The sequence below is a fragment of the Streptomyces ochraceiscleroticus genome, assembly GCF_000720485.1.
GTDB classification, from domain to species: Bacteria; Actinomycetota; Actinomycetes; order Streptomycetales; family Streptomycetaceae; genus Streptomyces; species Streptomyces ochraceiscleroticus.
In genome coordinates, this window is sequence record NZ_JOAX01000006.1 from 165,074 (window position 1) to 179,564 (window position 14,491).

The 14,491-nt window shown below is 71.9% G+C and carries 17 protein-coding genes; 12 read left to right on the plus strand and 5 right to left on the minus strand.

Annotation, left to right across the window (positions count from 1 at the left end; genetic code table 11):
• The first annotated feature begins 63 nt into the window (after positions 1–63).
• The 6 genes from IG84_RS0110625 to IG84_RS0110650 all read left to right on the plus strand — a co-directional run bounded on the left by IG84_RS0110625 (position 64) and on the right by IG84_RS0110650 (position 4,441).
• The gene (locus IG84_RS0110625) at positions 64–531 is read left to right on the plus strand and encodes a low molecular weight protein-tyrosine-phosphatase (protein WP_031054285.1); all 468 of its coding nucleotides are present in this window, start codon (positions 64–66) and stop codon (positions 529–531) included.
• Positions 528–1,427 (plus strand): fructosamine kinase family protein, encoded by a 900-nt coding sequence (locus IG84_RS0110630; RefSeq protein ID WP_031054287.1) that lies wholly within the window; start codon positions 528–530, stop codon positions 1,425–1,427. The genes IG84_RS0110625 and IG84_RS0110630 overlap by 4 nt, the downstream gene beginning before the upstream one ends.
• 303 nt (positions 1,428–1,730) lie before the next feature.
• Complete coding sequence (locus tag IG84_RS0110635) at positions 1,731–1,979, plus strand: hypothetical protein (protein ID WP_030609187.1); 249 nt, start codon at positions 1,731–1,733, stop codon at positions 1,977–1,979.
• Between the two features lie 7 nt (positions 1,980–1,986).
• A complete protein-coding gene (locus IG84_RS0110640; protein WP_031054290.1) occupies positions 1,987–2,262 on the plus strand; it encodes a hypothetical protein in 276 nt (91 codons plus the stop codon).
• Positions 2,263–2,359: 97 nt separating this feature from the next.
• A complete protein-coding gene (locus IG84_RS0110645) occupies positions 2,360–3,511 on the plus strand; it encodes an ABC transporter substrate-binding protein (RefSeq protein WP_031054294.1) in 1,152 nt (383 codons plus the stop codon).
• 33 nt (positions 3,512–3,544) lie between these two features.
• Entirely contained in the window at positions 3,545–4,441 is an 897-nt protein-coding gene (locus IG84_RS0110650) for an aminoglycoside phosphotransferase family protein (protein WP_031054296.1), read from the plus strand.
• 95 nt (positions 4,442–4,536) lie between these two features.
• Here IG84_RS0110650 and IG84_RS0110655 read toward each other — a convergent pair whose 3' ends face one another.
• Complete coding sequence (locus tag IG84_RS0110655) at positions 4,537–5,097, minus strand: TetR/AcrR family transcriptional regulator (protein ID WP_031054300.1); 561 nt, start codon at positions 5,095–5,097, stop codon at positions 4,537–4,539.
• Positions 5,098–5,211: 114 nt separating this feature from the next.
• Between IG84_RS0110655 and IG84_RS0110660 the strand changes: the two genes are divergently transcribed.
• The 3 genes from IG84_RS0110660 (at position 5,212) to IG84_RS0110670 (ending at position 7,925) form a co-directional block, all read left to right on the plus strand.
• Complete coding sequence (locus IG84_RS0110660) at positions 5,212–5,898, plus strand: SDR family oxidoreductase (protein ID WP_031054302.1); 687 nt, start codon at positions 5,212–5,214, stop codon at positions 5,896–5,898.
• A gap of 37 nt (positions 5,899–5,935) precedes the next feature.
• The gene (locus IG84_RS0110665; RefSeq protein WP_031054303.1) at positions 5,936–6,940 is read left to right on the plus strand and encodes an NADP-dependent oxidoreductase; all 1,005 of its coding nucleotides are present in this window, start codon (positions 5,936–5,938) and stop codon (positions 6,938–6,940) included.
• 94 nt (positions 6,941–7,034) lie between these two features.
• A complete protein-coding gene (locus IG84_RS0110670; protein WP_037799855.1) occupies positions 7,035–7,925 on the plus strand; it encodes an alpha/beta fold hydrolase in 891 nt (296 codons plus the stop codon).
• Positions 7,926–7,952: 27 nt separating this feature from the next.
• On the opposite strand, the gene IG84_RS0110675 is transcribed toward IG84_RS0110670, so the two are convergent.
• Positions 7,953–8,771: a class I SAM-dependent methyltransferase gene (locus tag IG84_RS0110675; RefSeq protein ID WP_037799857.1), complete on the minus strand. Its 819-nt coding sequence runs from the start codon at positions 8,769–8,771 to the stop codon at positions 7,953–7,955.
• 81 nt (positions 8,772–8,852) lie between these two features.
• Between IG84_RS0110675 and IG84_RS0110680 the strand changes: the two genes are divergently transcribed.
• From IG84_RS0110680 to IG84_RS0110690, 3 genes are all read left to right on the plus strand, one after another.
• Positions 8,853–9,311 (plus strand): RrF2 family transcriptional regulator, encoded by a 459-nt coding sequence (locus IG84_RS0110680; RefSeq protein WP_031054311.1) that lies wholly within the window; start codon positions 8,853–8,855, stop codon positions 9,309–9,311.
• Positions 9,312–9,450: 139 nt separating this feature from the next.
• Positions 9,451–10,413, plus strand: coding sequence for a sulfite exporter TauE/SafE family protein (locus IG84_RS0110685; protein WP_031054313.1), 963 nt, complete (start codon positions 9,451–9,453; stop codon positions 10,411–10,413).
• Positions 10,410–11,717 carry an acyl-CoA dehydrogenase family protein gene (locus IG84_RS0110690; protein WP_245659299.1) on the plus strand — a complete coding sequence of 436 codons (1,308 nt, stop codon included), beginning with the start codon at positions 10,410–10,412 and terminating at the stop codon, positions 11,715–11,717. Before IG84_RS0110685 ends, IG84_RS0110690 begins: the two co-directional genes overlap by 4 nt.
• Here the strand turns inward: IG84_RS0110690 and IG84_RS0110695 are convergent.
• The 3 genes from IG84_RS0110695 to IG84_RS0110705 form a co-directional block, all read right to left on the minus strand.
• Positions 11,689–12,342, minus strand: coding sequence for a phosphoribosyltransferase (locus tag IG84_RS0110695; protein ID WP_031054319.1), 654 nt, complete (start codon positions 12,340–12,342; stop codon positions 11,689–11,691). The genes IG84_RS0110690 and IG84_RS0110695 overlap by 29 nt on opposite strands.
• Positions 12,343–12,403: 61 nt before the next feature.
• On the minus strand, positions 12,404–13,756 hold the full coding sequence (locus IG84_RS0110700; protein ID WP_078648734.1) for an erythromycin esterase family protein: 1,353 nt from the start codon (positions 13,754–13,756) through the stop codon (positions 12,404–12,406).
• Positions 13,753–14,427, minus strand: a complete 675-nt coding sequence (locus IG84_RS0110705; protein ID WP_051861592.1) for a dienelactone hydrolase family protein — start codon at positions 14,425–14,427, stop codon at positions 13,753–13,755. Before IG84_RS0110705 ends, IG84_RS0110700 begins: the two co-directional genes overlap by 4 nt.
• Positions 14,428–14,491 lie beyond the last annotated feature (64 nt).

A 14,491-nucleotide genomic window follows, 5' to 3' on the forward strand; every position in this document is an offset into this window, starting at 1 on the left:
CCCACCATGCCGTTGGTCGGCGGGGTGCGGCGGTGCCGCGGGCAGCGGCCGTACCCTGGTGCCGTGCACATCTGTTTCATCTGCAGCGGGAATATCTGCCGCTCGCCGTCGGCCGCGCTGGTGTTCAACGAGCAGCTGCGCCGGGCCGGACTGGACGGTGCGGTACGGGTCAGCAGCGCCGGCATCGGGCCCTGGCACGTCGGTGAGCCGATCGACGAGCGGGCCGGCGAGGTGCTGGACCGGCACGGCTACCCGACCGAGAACATCGCGGCCCAGGTCGGTGCCGAGCATCTGGACGCCGATCTGTTCGTGGCGATGGACCTCGGCCATGAAAAGGCGTTGCGCCGCCTGGTGACGGATCCGTCGCGTATCCGGCTGCTGCGGTCCTTCGACCCGCGAGCCGCCGGCGAGCGGGAAGTGCCCGACCCGTACTACGGCGGGCCGGAGGGCTTCGACGAGATGCTCGCCATGATCGAAGCCGCGACGCCCGGCCTGCTCGCCTGGGTGCGCGAGCGCCTGGACGAGGCATGACCGCGGGTCCGACGGACGCCGGTCCGACGGCCGGGGGTGACGAGGGCCCGGGGGCCGTGGCTGCCCGGCTCACCGGGCGGCCGGTGACCGGTGAACGGCGGTTGTCCTCCGCGCTTGCCGAGGTCACGCTCGACGGCGGGCGGACGGTGATGGTCAAGCGCGGCGACGACCCCGGCGCGGTACGGGCCGAGGCGGCCGGGCTGCGCTGGCTGGCCGACGCCGGCACGGTCCGTCTCCCGGCGGTGCACGGCCAGGACGGGCGCTGGCTCGTGATGGACCGCGTGGCGTCCGGCCGGCCGGGCGCGGCGGCCGCGGACCGCCTCGGCCGCGACCTGGCCGCCCTGCACACCGCAGGCGCGCCCGCGTTCGGCGCCCCGCCCCCCGGCGGGCCCCAGGACGCCACCATCGGACTGGCCCCGATGCGCAACGTCCCCGGCACCGACTGGCCGCGCTGGTACGGCGAGTACCGGGTACTGCCCTACCTGCGCCGCGCGGTCGACGACGGCACGGTGCGCCCCGCCGAGGCAGCCGTGATCGAGCAAGTGGTGGAGCGGCTGCCCGACCTGGCGGGCCCGGCCGAGCCGCCCGCCCGGCTCCACGGCGACCTGTGGAACGGCAACGTGCTGTGGGGCGCCGACGGCCACGCCTGGCTGATCGATCCGGCCGCGCACGGCGGACACCGCGAGACCGACCTGGCGATGCTCCACCTGTTCGGCTGCCCGCACTTGGACCGAGTACTGGACGGCTACCAGGACGCGGCGCCCCTCGCCGACGGCTGGGCGGACCGCATCGGCTTGCATCAGCTCTTCCCCCTGCTGGTGCACACGGTGCTCTTCGGCCGCGGCTACGCCGAGCAGGCACTCGCGGCATCCCGGGCAGCGCTGGCCACCACCTGACGGTTGAGCGTCCGCAGGAAATAGGACGCGTTCATCGGTCTCCGCAACGGCCTCCGCGGCGTCCCCCGCCCGTCATTCCGCGCCCCCTGGACCCGCGGCGACGAAACGTCCGTAAATCTGTGGACACTTTCCGGTCAACTGCCGGAAACGCCCTGCGATTTCCCGTAACACACTTATTCAGGATCTTCAGGGCGTCCGAATCCACCCGGTCCGACTCGACGCGACCTTGACGGCAAACAGAAAAGACCGGTACCCAGTTGGGCGAGAAGAAGAAAAAACCGAGAATCACGGGAGGCATTACCCATGGCCGGTCCTTTTCGGCTCGCCCCGCAGGAAGTACAGGCACACATCCCCACCTGGGCCTTCGGCAGGCAGACCAAGGTGATCGTCGACTGCAAGGCCGATGGAAACTTCGAGATGACGGCCGGCGGGTCCGCGACCGAGGTCAACGCGCTCAGGGTGGGACGAAATGAGTTCGAGCGCTCCTTCGGCGGCGTCGAATTAGCCGTCAAGAACCTGACCCTCGAAGACATCACGGTGACGACGGAATAGGCGCGCCATGCCTTGGACGTTCGACAAGAGCCGGATGGAAGTCAACGGCCAGCTCACCGCCTCCGAACAAGAGAAGTTCGACATATTCCAGAACGCGATCCAGAGCGAGGGACTCCACCCCGCCCAGGCAGCCGCGAGGGCCGGCGACACGAACTACAAGCGGTTGCAGGGCGATCAGTTCCAGATCCGCCTGAGTCAGGGCTCACGCGCCACATTCCTGGTCCTGGACGCCGGCGGAGGCAATGGAACGGTCGAGATGCTCCAACTCGCCGGCCATACGTAACAGGTAACAAGTAACAGCCAACAGGTCTTGAGAAACAGGACGAGACCTCGGCCCCTGCCCGGGTCCGGGCAGGGGCCCACACGGGGGAAGCCCACGCATGAAGACGCCACCGTCGTCACCCAGAGCCGATCGGACCGACGGACCGTCCGTCCGGATCGGCGCTCTCGTCCCGCTGACTCGGCCCGGCTGGGTCGAAGCGGGCCACCACCTGCTCGCCGGCCTCGAACTGGCTGTTCGCGAAGTCAATGACGCCGGCGGCATCGGCGGAAGACCACTCGAGCTGGTGGTCCGGGACACCGCGGCTGATCCGCAGAAGGCCGCGGCGGCCGTGGAGGAATTGGCTCGCCTGGGCGTGGCCGCCTTGGCGGGCGAGTATCACAGCGTCGTCGCTCGCGCCGCCGCCACCAGGGCCGACGCCCTCGGCCTGCCGTACCTCTGCTCGTCAGCGGTTCTCGACGCGCTCATCGAACAGCCGACGAATGGGGTCTCCCCTGCTCGAGCGGAGCCGAGAGCTCGGGGAAGGGTCGCACGCCTCTCCCCGCCGCAGTCCCGCGGCTGGCAGATTTACGCGGATTTCCTCCTCGGCGCGGGCCACAGCCACATCGCCGTAGCAACCCAGCCGAGTGTCTACTGGGCATCCGGGACCCGCATTCTGCGGGACTACTTCGCTGCACACGGCGGCACGGTCACCGAACTCGACATGAGCGCGCTCGCCCCCACGGCCGTGTGCGACGCACTCGTCGACACTCGCGCGACAGCCCTCCTTCTTCTGGTCGGCCACCCGGAGCCGGCCGTGCCGATCGTCAAAGCCGTCCGCCGCGACCAGCGCCTCGCCGGGATCCTGATGGGTGCTCCGGCCGGACAACCGGAATTCGCCGAATGGGCGGCGTCGCTGGGCGATGACGGCGCCGCGATTCCGTTCTTGCGCTATCTGCCCGAGCGCCTCACCCCACTCGGCGCACGCGTCGAAAAGGCCCTCCGTGAGCGACTGTCCGAGGCGCCCTCCTTCGTCGCCTTCGAGGGCTACGACACGGTCACCGTTCTCGCCGATGTACTGCGTTCGCACGGCGCGGACCGGGCGCGCATTGCTGAATCCTGGCCGCGCCTTTCCGTCGAAGGCACTCGCGGGCAGATCCAGTTCTCCCGCACGCCGGGCAGCAGCGTGTGGCAATGGGCTCGGCCCCCCATCCAAGTAGTTGACCGGGATCCGGCGGAACCCGATCGCTTTCGGATCCTCCACACCGGCTGAGAGAGCGATATCAGTGAATCCCGAGGGGGGCTCATGAGTGGCGGCGGGGTCGATGTCGGGCTCGTGCGTCGGCTGGTCGGCGCGCAGTTCCCGCGGTGGGCGGGGCTTGCCGTCCGGCCGGTGGATTCGGCGGGTACGTCCAATGCCATGTTCCGGCTCGGCGGGGACATGGTCGTGCGTCTGCCGCGCGCCGCGGGTTCCGCCGGCGATGTCGAGAAGGAACACCGGTGGCTGCCGCGGCTCGCCCCGCGACTGCCGGTGGCCGTTCCGGTACCGCTGGGTAAGGGAGTGCCCGGTGAGGGGTACCCCTGGCACTGGTCCGTTTACCGGTGGCTTCCGGGCCGCACCGAGTCCACTCCCGGGCTCGGCCTCGACCCCGGCCTCTTCGCCAAGGATCTGGCCGAGTTCGTCGGCGCATTGCGGCGGATCGATACCGTCGGCGGGCCGCCTTCCTCTCGCAGTGAGCCCTTGGCGGCGCGGGATGCCGCGACGCATGGTGATGTGGAAGGGCTGCGCGGCGTCATCGATACCGAGACGGCGGCCGCCGCATGGGAGGAGGCGCTGCGGGCTCCCGAGCCGACCGGGCTCGCGGTGTGGATCCACGCGGATCTGCAGCCGGGGAACGTCCTGGTCGAGGACGGACGGCTGAGCGCCGTCATCGACTTCGGCTGCCTGGGGCTGGGCGACGCGGCGGTCGACCTGATCGCGGCGTGGTACCTCCTGCCGGCGGACGCGCGGGCCGCCTTCCGTACCGCCGTGGGGGCCGACGACGCGGCGTGGGCGCGGGGGCGCGGCTGGGCGCTGTCGGTCGCCCTTGCCGAGCTGCGGTACTACCGGGGCACGAATCCGGTCATGGCGGCCATCGCCCGGCATGTCATCGAGGAGATCCTGACCGATCACGCGCGCCGACACGGTCACACCCGGCCCTGACCGATCACACACGCCGACACGGTGGCACCAGCGCTTAGCGCTCAGCGTTTCGCGTACACCCTCCCTGCGGCGTGCCGCCCCGCACCGCGTCTCGGTCAGTCGGTGGCCGTCAGTGCCTCGCGTGCGGTGGTGAGGATCTCCTCGGAGAGCGGGGAGCCCTTGGTGGCCCGGGACAGGACGAGTGCGCCGAGCATGGTGCACAGTCGGGTCATGCCGTCCTGGTCCTCGGTGGCGAGCCAGTCGGCGAAGTCGCCTACTCCCTGGGTATAGACGCGGCGGGCCTCATCGCCCGCGCCGGCGCGGGCGATGTCGGCGGCGAGTCCGGCGACGGGGCACCCGTCGGCCGGACTGTCGCGGTGCTCGGTGGAGAGGTAGGCGTCGATCACCGCCCGCTGAGCGGCGTCGCGCTGCCCGGCGTACTGATCGAGCCCGTCCCTGTGGTGCCGGGTGAGTTCGGCGAACGCGTGGGCGGTGGCTTCGTCGACGAGCTCCTCCTTGGAGGCGAACTGTTTGTAGAAGCCGCCGTGGGTCAGACCGGCCGCCTTCATGAGGTCGGCGACGCTGATCTGGGTCCCCTGTTCCCGGAGCAGCCGGGAGGCGGTTTCCACCACCCGCCGGCGGTTCTCCTGTGCCTGTGCCTGCGATACGCGGCCCATCGGTCACCCTCCCATTTGGATGTCGATCGGAATCTATTCTAGGGTAGAGTTTAGATGTTGCTCGACATCTATTGATGAACGGGCGGTCACCCCGCCCCCACATTGGGAGTGCTCATGGAGCTCAAGAACGCGGTCGCAGTGGTCACCGGCGCCAACCGAGGGCTCGGACGGCATCTGGCCGCCCAGCTCCTGGAGCGCGGAGCCAAGGTGTACGCGGCAGCCCGGCGCCCCGAGACGGTAGACCTTCCCGGTGCCATCCCGCTGCAGCTCGACGTGACGGACGCGCAGTCCATCCAGGCCGCGGCCCGCACCGCCTCCGACGCGACACTCCTGGTCAACAACGCGGGCATCTCCACCGGAACGCCGCTGATCGCGGGCAGCCCGGACGCGGTGCGCGGGGAGATGGAGGTGAACTTCTTCGGCCCGCTCGCCGTGACGCGGGCTTTCACCCCGGTCATCGAGTCCAACGGCGGCGGCGCCGTGCTCAACGTGCTGTCGGTCCTGTCCTGGCTGCACCCGGCCGGCCTCGGTTCCTACGCCGCGTCGAAGGCCGCGGCCTGGGCGCTGACCGACGCGGCCCGAGAAGAACTGGCGCCCCGCGGCATCACCGTGACGGCGCTGCACGTCGGATACATGGACACCGACATGGCCGCCGGCGTTCCCGCCGACCAGAAGGCCGACCCCGCCGAGGTCGCCGCCCAGGCCCTGTCCGGCATCGAGACGGGCCTGCCCGAGGTCCTCGCCGACGAGACCACCCGGTACGTGAAGCAGCAGCTCGCCGCCGCGCCGAGCGTGGCATGAAGCACCTGCCGCCCACGGACGAGACACGGAGAGCCCGATGAAGACCTTCCTGATCGAGAAGTACGGTGACCAGTCCGCGGTACGCGCCGCGCAGTCGCCCGATCCGCGACCGGGCCCCGAGGACGTCCTGGTCGAGATCCACGCGGCGAGCGTCAACCCACTGGACTTCAAGATCCGCGACGGCGCCTTCAAGCTGATCCTGCCTTACCGCCTCCCCCTCGTCCTGGGCAACGACCTCGCCGGCGTGGTGGTCCGGGTCGGCTCGGCCGTCACCCGGTTCGCGGTGGGTGACGAGGTCTACGCCCGGCCCGCCAAGGACCGGATCGGCACCTTCGCCGAACTCATCGCCGTCCACCAGCACGACCTGGCTCTCAAGCCGGCCACCCTCACCATGGCTGAGGCCGCCTCCCTCCCCCTGGTCGCCCTCACCTCATGGCAGGCGCTGGTCGAGAGGGCACAGGTCCAGCCGGGCCAGAAGGTCCTGATCCACGCGGGCTCCGGCGGGGTGGGCACCGTCGCCCTCCAGCTCGCCAGGCACCTGGGCGCGCAGGTGGCCACCACCGCGAGCGCGGCCAACGCCGAGCTGGTCAAGGAACTCGGTGCGGACGTCGTCATCGACTACCGCACGCAGGACTTCGAGGAGGTCCTGGACGGCTACGACGTCGTCCTGGACAGCCTCGGCGGCGAGACCCTTGAGAAATCCCTGCCGGTCCTCAAGCCCGGCGGCAAGGTCATCAGCATCGCCGGGCCGCCCGACGCGGACTTCGCCCGCGAGCTGGGCGTCAATCCAATTCTCCGCCAGGCCATGAACGCGCTGAGCTTCAAGACCCGGCGCCACGCCAAGCGCCAGGGCGTCACCTACTCCTTCCTGTTCATGAAGGCCGCAGGCGACCAGCTGCGCGAACTCACCCGGCTCGTCGACGCCGGAGAGATCCGCCCCGTCGTCGACCGCGTCTTCCCCTTCGACCGGACCCGTGAGGCCATGGAGTACGCCGAGAAGGGCCGGGCCAAGGCCGGCAAGGTCGTCATTGCGATGGTGTGAGGGCCGGCCCCCGCCCCACCACCGACAGGCCCCACGCAGCAAGAGGATCCCGCCCCCACCACCGTTGCCGTCGACACCCCCACAGGAACCGGTCATGAGCTCACCGCGCAGTTCCCCCAGCCCCACGCCCGCCCCGTCGTCGTACAAGGACGCGCCGACCCGTTCGGTGTCCGTGCGCGGCGTCGACTTCGTCCACCGGCAGCTCGGCCCGGAAAGCGACGGCGTACCGCTGGTCCTGCTCCACCACCTGGCCGCGGTCCTGGACAACTGGGATCCCCGCGTCGTCGACGGACTCGCCGCCCGGCGCCGGGTGATCGCCTTCGACAACCGCGGAGTGGGCGCGTCGGACGGCGCCACGCCCGACACCATCGAGGCGATGGCGCGCGACGCGGTGCTGTTCATCCGCGCCCTGGGCTTCGAGCGGGTCGACCTGCTCGGCCTGTCGATGGGCGGCTTCATCGCCCAGGTCATCGCGGCACAGGAACCGCAACTGGTGCGCAGGGTCGTCCTGGCGGGCACCGGCCCCGCCGGAGGCCCCGGCATCGACAAGGTCACCGCACTCACCCTTCGCGACATGCTGAAGGGATTCCTGAGCCGTAAGGACCCCAAGGAGTTCCTCTTCTTCACCGACACCGAACACGGCCGACGCGAAGCACGCGCCTTCGTGGAACGGCTGAAGGAGCGCACGGACGACCGCGACAAAGCCATCTCGCTGACGTCGTTCCGCGCCCAGCTCAAGGCCATCAAGCGATGGGGCCTGCAAGCGCCGGCCGACCTGTCCCGCATCCACCAGCCGGTCCTGGTGGCCAACGGCGAGAGCGACCGGATGGTGCCGAGCGAGAACACCCTCGACCTCGCCGCACGGCTGCCCCGGGGCGAGCTCGTCCCCCTCTACCCGGACGCCGGACACGGCGGGATCTTCCAGTACCACGACGCGTTCGTGGCCAGGGCCCTCGCATTCCTCGAAGCACCGCCCGACGCCTGACCGCCGAGGACTTACGACGCAGGCCACTCAGCCGCCGGGCTTCCGCCCCCACGCCGAGATGAGCGGTGCCATCGTCAGGTCGAGTTCGCCGGAGGCGATGTTCGCGAGGTGGGTCTCGATCTCCTCGTCGGTGGCGAGGCCCGCCTCGGTCAGGCGGTCGCGGAGCTGCCGTACGGTCGCGTCCTCCAGGGCGGTGCAGGCCGGCGAGGTGATCGGGAAGTACGCGTCGGCCTCGACCTCGGTGAGGCCCGACTCGCGCAGCAGCCGCGGCAGGGTGCGGCCGAACGCCAGGTCCGCACCGCGCCGGGCGAGCAGTTCGCGGGAGCCGCGCCGCAGGCGGTTGGCCAGCCGCTGCGCGGGCCCGTACTCGTCCAGGCAGCTCAGCGGCTGCAACGCCGGGTCGGCGTCCTCCAGTACGAGCCGGCCGCCCGGCCGCAGCGCGCGCACCATCGCTTCGAGGGCGGCCGCGCGCTCGGGTACGTGCACGAGGACCAGCCGGGCGTGCACCAGGTCGAACGGCCCGGCCGGCGGCTCCTCCGTCCCCACGTCGTGGCGGGCGACCTCGTAGGCGGCGTCCGCCGGCATCCAGGAGGTGTCGATGTCGGTGGCCAGTACGCGGCCGGCCGGCCCGGTCCGCTCGGCCAGCCAGGCCGGGATGCCGGGGCTGCCGGCCCCCACCTCCCAGCAGTGCCAGCCCTCGGCCACGCCCACGGCCGTCAGGTGCCGGAAGGTGACCGGGTCGAAGAGCTCGGACAGCGCGTCGAAGCGCTGCCCTGCCTCGGACTGCTGGTTGTCGAGGAGGTATCCCTCTTGGTGCCCGTCGTTGTGTCCGTCGTTGTGCGCCACTGGGTGATCGTAGGACGCGGGACGTCTGACACGGGGCCCGGGCCGTCCGGCGCGCCCCCGGCCGTGCGGGATAATGCGGGTATGCGCATCTCAGCCAGGGCGGACTACGCGGTACGGGCCGCACTGCAGCTCGCCGCATCCACCGACGACGGACCGCTGAAGGCCGAGGCCATCGCCGCCGCCCAGGAGATTCCGCACAAGTTCCTCGAAGGCATCCTGAACGACATGCGCCGCAGCGGGCTGGTCCGCAGCCAGCGCGGTGGCAACGGCGGTTACCGGCTGGCCAGGCCGGCCGAGGAGATCAGCATCGCGGAGGTGATCCGCGCGGTGGAGGGGCCGCTGGTGTCGGTGCGCGGCGTCCGGCCGCCGGAGCTGTCGTACACCGGGCCCGCCGAGTCGCTGCTGCCGCTCTGGGTCGCGCTGCGCGCCAACGTCCGCCAGATCCTGGACGGGGTCTCGCTGGCCGATGTCGCGTCGGCCCAACTCCCCCCGGAGGTCCTCGGGTTGACCGAGACTCCGGAGGCGTGGACGAATCCCTGAGAGATGCCTTCACACCTGCTTTTTCTCGTATAGCGAGACGCGTTAGTCCGCATCCCGAACAGCCCCTTGCTGTCAAACTCTTTCGCACCCAGTATTCCTATCAATCCAGTGGGAAACATAGGGAATCTGTGAGGTAGCCGTGCGTACGCTGATCCTGTTGGCCTTGGCCGGGCTCGGGGCCCAACTCGTGGACGGCAGCCTGGGCATGGCCTATGGCGTCACCTCCACCACCCTGCTGCTCGCCGTGGGCACCAACCCCGCGGCCGCGTCCGCCACCGTCCATCTCGCCGAGATCGGCACCACCCTCGCCTCGGGTGCGGCGCACTGGCGCTTCGGCAACGTCGACTGGCGGGTGGTGCTGAAGATCGGCATCCCCGGGGCCGTCGGCGCCTTCGCGGGCGCGACCTTCCTCTCCGCGCTCTCCACCGAGGTCGCGGAGCCGGTGATGGCGCTCGTCCTGCTGGGGCTCGGCCTGTACGTGCTGACCAGGTTCACCCTCTCCGGGCTGCCCACCGGCAACCTCGACAAGCCGCTGCGCAAGCGGTTCCTCTCCCCGCTCGGGCTGGTCGCGGGCTTCCTGGACGCCACCGGGGGCGGCGGCTGGGGGCCGGTCGGCACGCCGGCGATCCTGGCCAGCGGCCGCCTGGAACCCCGTAAGGTCATCGGCTCCATCGACACCAGCGAGTTCCTGGTGGCGGTCGCCGCGAGCGTCGGCTTCTTCGTCGGTCTCGGCTCCGAGGGCGTCAACTGGCTCTGGGCGGTGGCCCTGCTGGCCGGCGGGCTCATCGCCGCCCCGATCGCCGCCTGGCTGGTCCGCCACGTACCGCCGCGCATCCTCGGCTCGGCGGTCGGCGGGATCATCGTGCTCACCAACATCCGCACCCTGCTGCGGAGCGACTGGCTCGCCGCCGGGGACGCCGTCCAATGGACGGTCTACGGTCTGATCTACGCGCTGTGGGCGGCCGCCGTCGGGTACTCGTTCAAGGAGCACCGCCGCACCGCCTCGACCGCACCGCGGCCCGCGGCGGACGTGGCCGACGCGGCGGAAGCGGCGGAAGCGGCGGACGTCCGTCCCGCCGAGGCCGGTACGACGGGGCGGTGACCGACTCGATGACTCCGTACCCCGCGGCCCGGTACGCCGCTGGGCCGCCGCCGGTCACCGGGCAGCAGGACGGCGACGGGATCTGGCCGCGCGCCGTCCGGGAACTCGCCGATGACCTCGCCGTCGACGCGAGCGCCCGCGACCGGGCGGGCAAGCCGCCGTTCGAGGAGGTCTCCCGGCTGCGCGAGGCCGGCCTGCCGGGTTTCCTCGCGCCGCCCGGCCCGGAGGGGCGCGGCACCGACTGGGGTACCGCCTGCGCGGCCGTACGGGAGATCGCCGCGGCCGACAGTTCCCTCGCCGAACTCCTCGCCCGCCACTACGTGCTGTCCTGGGGCCCCCGGCTCTTCGGCGCGCCGGAGCACGCGGCCCGCGTCGAGTCCCGGGCGGCGCGCGAGCGCTGGCTCTGGGCCGGCAGCACCGAGGCGCCCGGCACGCCGGTTGGGGCAGGGCTGCTGCTCACGCCCGTCGGGAAGAAGGCGGGACGGAAGTACGTACTGAACGGTCAGCGTGCGCTCGCCGCGGGTGGGGGCGTCGCCGACCGGCTCCTGCTCTCCGCGGCGCATGCCGACAGTGGCGAGTCGGTGATCGTGGTCGTGGATCCGGTGTTCACCACCGTGTGTCCGGAGGCTCCCGAAGGGCGGCTCGGCCAGCGGCTCACCGGGGCGGCCACCGTGGGCCTCGAGGACGTGCCGGTGGCGGCCGCGCAGGTGCTCGGCACCGTCCCGGGGGACGAGTACACCGTCTCCCCCTACACCGCGCTCGCGCCGCTCGCCCTCCGCCTCATCCTGCTCCACGTCGGCCTGGGCAATGCCGAGGGCGCCCTGGCCGAGGCGCGGGACATCAGCCGGGTGGCACCCGGCGTCCATCCGTTCACCGACACCGGCAGCGGCGAGTACGCGACGGCGCCCGGCGAGGACCCCTATCTGCTGCTCGCTTACGGGGAGTTGGCGACCTCTGCGCACAGCGCGTCGTCCGTCGTCGGCCGCGCGACGGACGCGATGGCACAGGGTTTACTGGCGGGCTCCGGGCTCGGCCCCGACGAACGCGCGGAGATCGCCTTCCTCGTGGCCGCCGCCGAGGCCGTCGCCACCGAGTCGGCGCTGCACATCACCACGCGCGTCCTCGAACTCACCGCCGGGACCCAGGCCCCCTCCCCCGCGACCGACCCCGGCTTCGACCGCTTCTGGCGCAACGCCCGCGCCCTCACCACTCGTAGCTCCCCTGCCCACCGCCTCCGCGACATCGGCGCCCACTATCTCAACGGCGCACGCGATCTCATGTGGCCGCCCGCAGCGATTCGATGACATGCTCGTCGGAGACCTGGGTGAAGTCCTCGTACCACTCGCCGACCGCGCGGAAGTCCGGTGGCCTGCTCAGGCAGACGACGTCGTCGGCCTCCTGGCCCAGCGCTGCGGCCGTGGTCGGGGAGGCGACCGGTACGGCGAGGACGACGCGGGCGGGGCCGCGGCGGCGCAAGTTGCGCAGCGCGGCCGTGGCCGTCATGCCGGTGGCCAGGCCGTCGTCGACGAGGATCACCGTGCGGCCGGTGAGGACGAGTTCGGGGCGTTTGCCGCGGTAGAGGTCCTCGCGGCGGTGCAGTTCGGTGCGCTCGCGGGCGACGTCGGCGGCCAGCTCGTCCTCGGCCAGGCCGAGGAACTGCAGGGCACGGCGGTCGAAGACCGGGGGGTCCTCGCCGGCGAGGGCGCCGACGGCCAGTTCGGGCTGGCCCGGGGCGCCGATCTTGCGGGCGATGAAGACGTCCAGCGGCGCGCCCAGTTCGCGGGCGATCTCGGCGGCGACGGGCACCCCGCCGCGCGGCAGGGCCAGTACGAGGGGCCCGTCCGGCGCGTCGGGCCCCGCCGCCGTGAGGTGCTGCCGCAGCCGCTGCGCGAGCTGCCGGCCGGCGTCTCTTCGGTCCGTGAAGCGCATGGCTGTCTCCTTGGCCACGAAGGCGGTCGGGAAGGCGGTCGGAACGATGGATGGCGAGCGGTCATTGGCCGGTGGGCCAGGTTTCCTCCTCGCCCGTGTCGGCCGGGTGCTGCCGGGGCAGCGGCGTGAGCGCCCGGGTGGTGTCCAGGAAGAGGAACGCGTCGTACCGCTCGTCGAGCACGGTCGGGACGTAGTTGCCCCATTTCTCGCGCTCCGGGCGGTAGACGACGCCGATGGCCCGGTGGTCGCGCGGCATCCGCGTCCAGTGGCCGGGGCCCGCGGCCGGCTGTGCGCCGGGGGTGCCGGGCGACGGGGTCAGCAGGAAGAGCGCCGCGCCGCCGGGCAGGGCCCGGTGCAGCAGTTCCTCGGTGCTGCCGGGCCGGGCGGCCGGCACCTGCATGGTCTGCGGCGGGGCGCCCCAGCTCTCGCCCGCCGTCACCGTGCCCTCGTAGGACCCGAATCCGATGAGGACCACTCCGTCGGCCGCGTGCCGTTCGCGGACCAACTGCCCGACATTGACCAGCCCCGCCTCGGCCATGTCGGTGGCGCGGGCGTCCCCGACGTGTGTGTTGTGCTCCCACACCACCGCCTTGGCGTGCGGGCCGTGATGGTCCATCAGGCGGTCGAGGGTGTCCGCCATGTGGTGGTCGCGCACGTTCCAAGAGTCGGGTCCGCCGCGCACCATCGCCCGGTAGTACCGTTCCGCCCCGGCCAGTACCTCGGCGTTCTGCCGGGCCGCGAGGTCGGCCAGGCTCCCGTCGGTGGCCGTCGCCTGCTGCGCCCGTTCGCGGACCGCGACCAGCAGCCGGATCACCTCGGGCTCGCAGCCGCTGGGCACCAGGCGCGTGGCCAGCGCGTAGCTCTGCGGGTCCTCGTCGTACGGCTCGAAGCAGCGGTACGCCTCCAGGGCCTGATCCACCCGACCGGGGTCGTGCTCCCGCAGATGGTCCAGTACGGCCTCCAGGGACTCCCACAGGCTGTAGACGTCCAGTCCGTAAAAGCCGACGCGCCGGTCCGGGGGCAGCTCTTCGTTGTGGGCGTGCAGCCAGCGGGCGAAGCGGGCCACGTCGGTGTTGGCCCACATCCAGGCCGGCCAGCGGCGGAAGTCCGCCAGCGCGTCGGCCGGGTCGGCGGGCGCGCCGGGCGCTCCGGTGACCGAGCAGTGCACGTCCTGGCAGTCCGGCCAGTCGCCCTCCACCGCGACGAAGGAGAACCCCTTCTCGGTGATCAGCCGGCGGGTCAGCTCGGCGCGCCAGTGGTAGAACTCGGCCGTACCGTGCGACGCCTCGCCCACCAGGACGTACCGGGCGTCGCCGATCCGCTCCAGCAGCGGGTCCAGCGACTGCGGGCCGGTCAGCGGCCGGGCGCGGGCGGTGATCTCCGCGAGATCCGCGGAGTCGGCCGCGGCCGTCACTGCGCGCCCTCCTCCCCGTGCGGCGGCTCTCCGGGCGCGAGGAACCAGTCCCGGGCCGCGACGGCGACCTGGTCCAGGGCGCCGGATTCGGGGAAGAGGTGGGTGGCGCCGGGGACCACGTGGGTGTGGCACGGCGCCGTCAGCTCGGCGGCGGCCTGCCGGTTCAGGTCCAGTACGGATTCGTCGTGGCCGCCCACGATCAGCAGGACGGGGGCGCGGACCTGTCGCAGTGCGTCGCCCGCGAGGTCGGGGCGCCCGCCGCGGGAGACGACGGAGGCCACCCGTTCGGGGCGGGCGGCGGCGGCCACCAGGGCTGCGGCCGATCCGGTACTGGCGCCGAAGAGGTGCGGCCGCAGCCGCTCGGTGACCGGCTGGGTGCCGAGCCAGTCGACCACCGCGACCACCCGCTCGCCGAGCAGGGGGATGTCGAAGCGGTGCTCGCGGGTCTCCTCGTCGACCCGGTCCTCCTCTTCCGTCAGCAGGTCCATCAGCAGGGTGCCGAGGCCGGACGCCTCCAGGTAGGCGGCGACGCCACGGTTGCGCGGGCTGTGCCGGGAACTCCCGCTGCCGTGCGCGAAGACGACCACCGCGTGGGCCGGTTCGGGTACCCGCAGGTCGCCCGTCAGGGAGACGCCGCCGGCCGGTACGGACACCGTTTCTTCAAAGGTCATCGGACTGTCTTCCGCTCTCTCGCTTGCGTGCTCTCGCCTGCGGACACGGGTAGCCCTCCACGGA

Coding starts and splice junctions, on each gene's coding strand:
- IG84_RS0110630 (WP_031054287.1), top strand. CDS start 528: ATGACCGCGGGTCCGACGGACGCCGGTCCGACGGCCGGGGGTGACGAG.
- IG84_RS0110635 (WP_030609187.1), top strand. CDS start 1,731: ATGGCCGGTCCTTTTCGGCTCGCCCCGCAGGAAGTACAGGCACACATC.
- IG84_RS0110640 (WP_031054290.1), top strand. CDS start 1,987: ATGCCTTGGACGTTCGACAAGAGCCGGATGGAAGTCAACGGCCAGCTC.
- IG84_RS0110645 (WP_031054294.1), top strand. CDS start 2,360: ATGAAGACGCCACCGTCGTCACCCAGAGCCGATCGGACCGACGGACCG.
- IG84_RS0110650 (WP_031054296.1), top strand. CDS start 3,545: ATGAGTGGCGGCGGGGTCGATGTCGGGCTCGTGCGTCGGCTGGTCGGC.
- IG84_RS0110655 (WP_031054300.1), bottom strand. CDS start 5,097: ATGGGCCGCGTATCGCAGGCACAGGCACAGGAGAACCGCCGGCGGGTG.
- IG84_RS0110660 (WP_031054302.1), top strand. CDS start 5,212: ATGGAGCTCAAGAACGCGGTCGCAGTGGTCACCGGCGCCAACCGAGGG.
- IG84_RS0110665 (WP_031054303.1), top strand. CDS start 5,936: ATGAAGACCTTCCTGATCGAGAAGTACGGTGACCAGTCCGCGGTACGC.
- IG84_RS0110670 (WP_037799855.1), top strand. CDS start 7,035: ATGAGCTCACCGCGCAGTTCCCCCAGCCCCACGCCCGCCCCGTCGTCG.
- IG84_RS0110680 (WP_031054311.1), top strand. CDS start 8,853: ATGCGCATCTCAGCCAGGGCGGACTACGCGGTACGGGCCGCACTGCAG.
- IG84_RS0110695 (WP_031054319.1), bottom strand. CDS start 12,342: ATGCGCTTCACGGACCGAAGAGACGCCGGCCGGCAGCTCGCGCAGCGG.
- IG84_RS0110705 (WP_051861592.1), bottom strand. CDS start 14,427: ATGACCTTTGAAGAAACGGTGTCCGTACCGGCCGGCGGCGTCTCCCTG.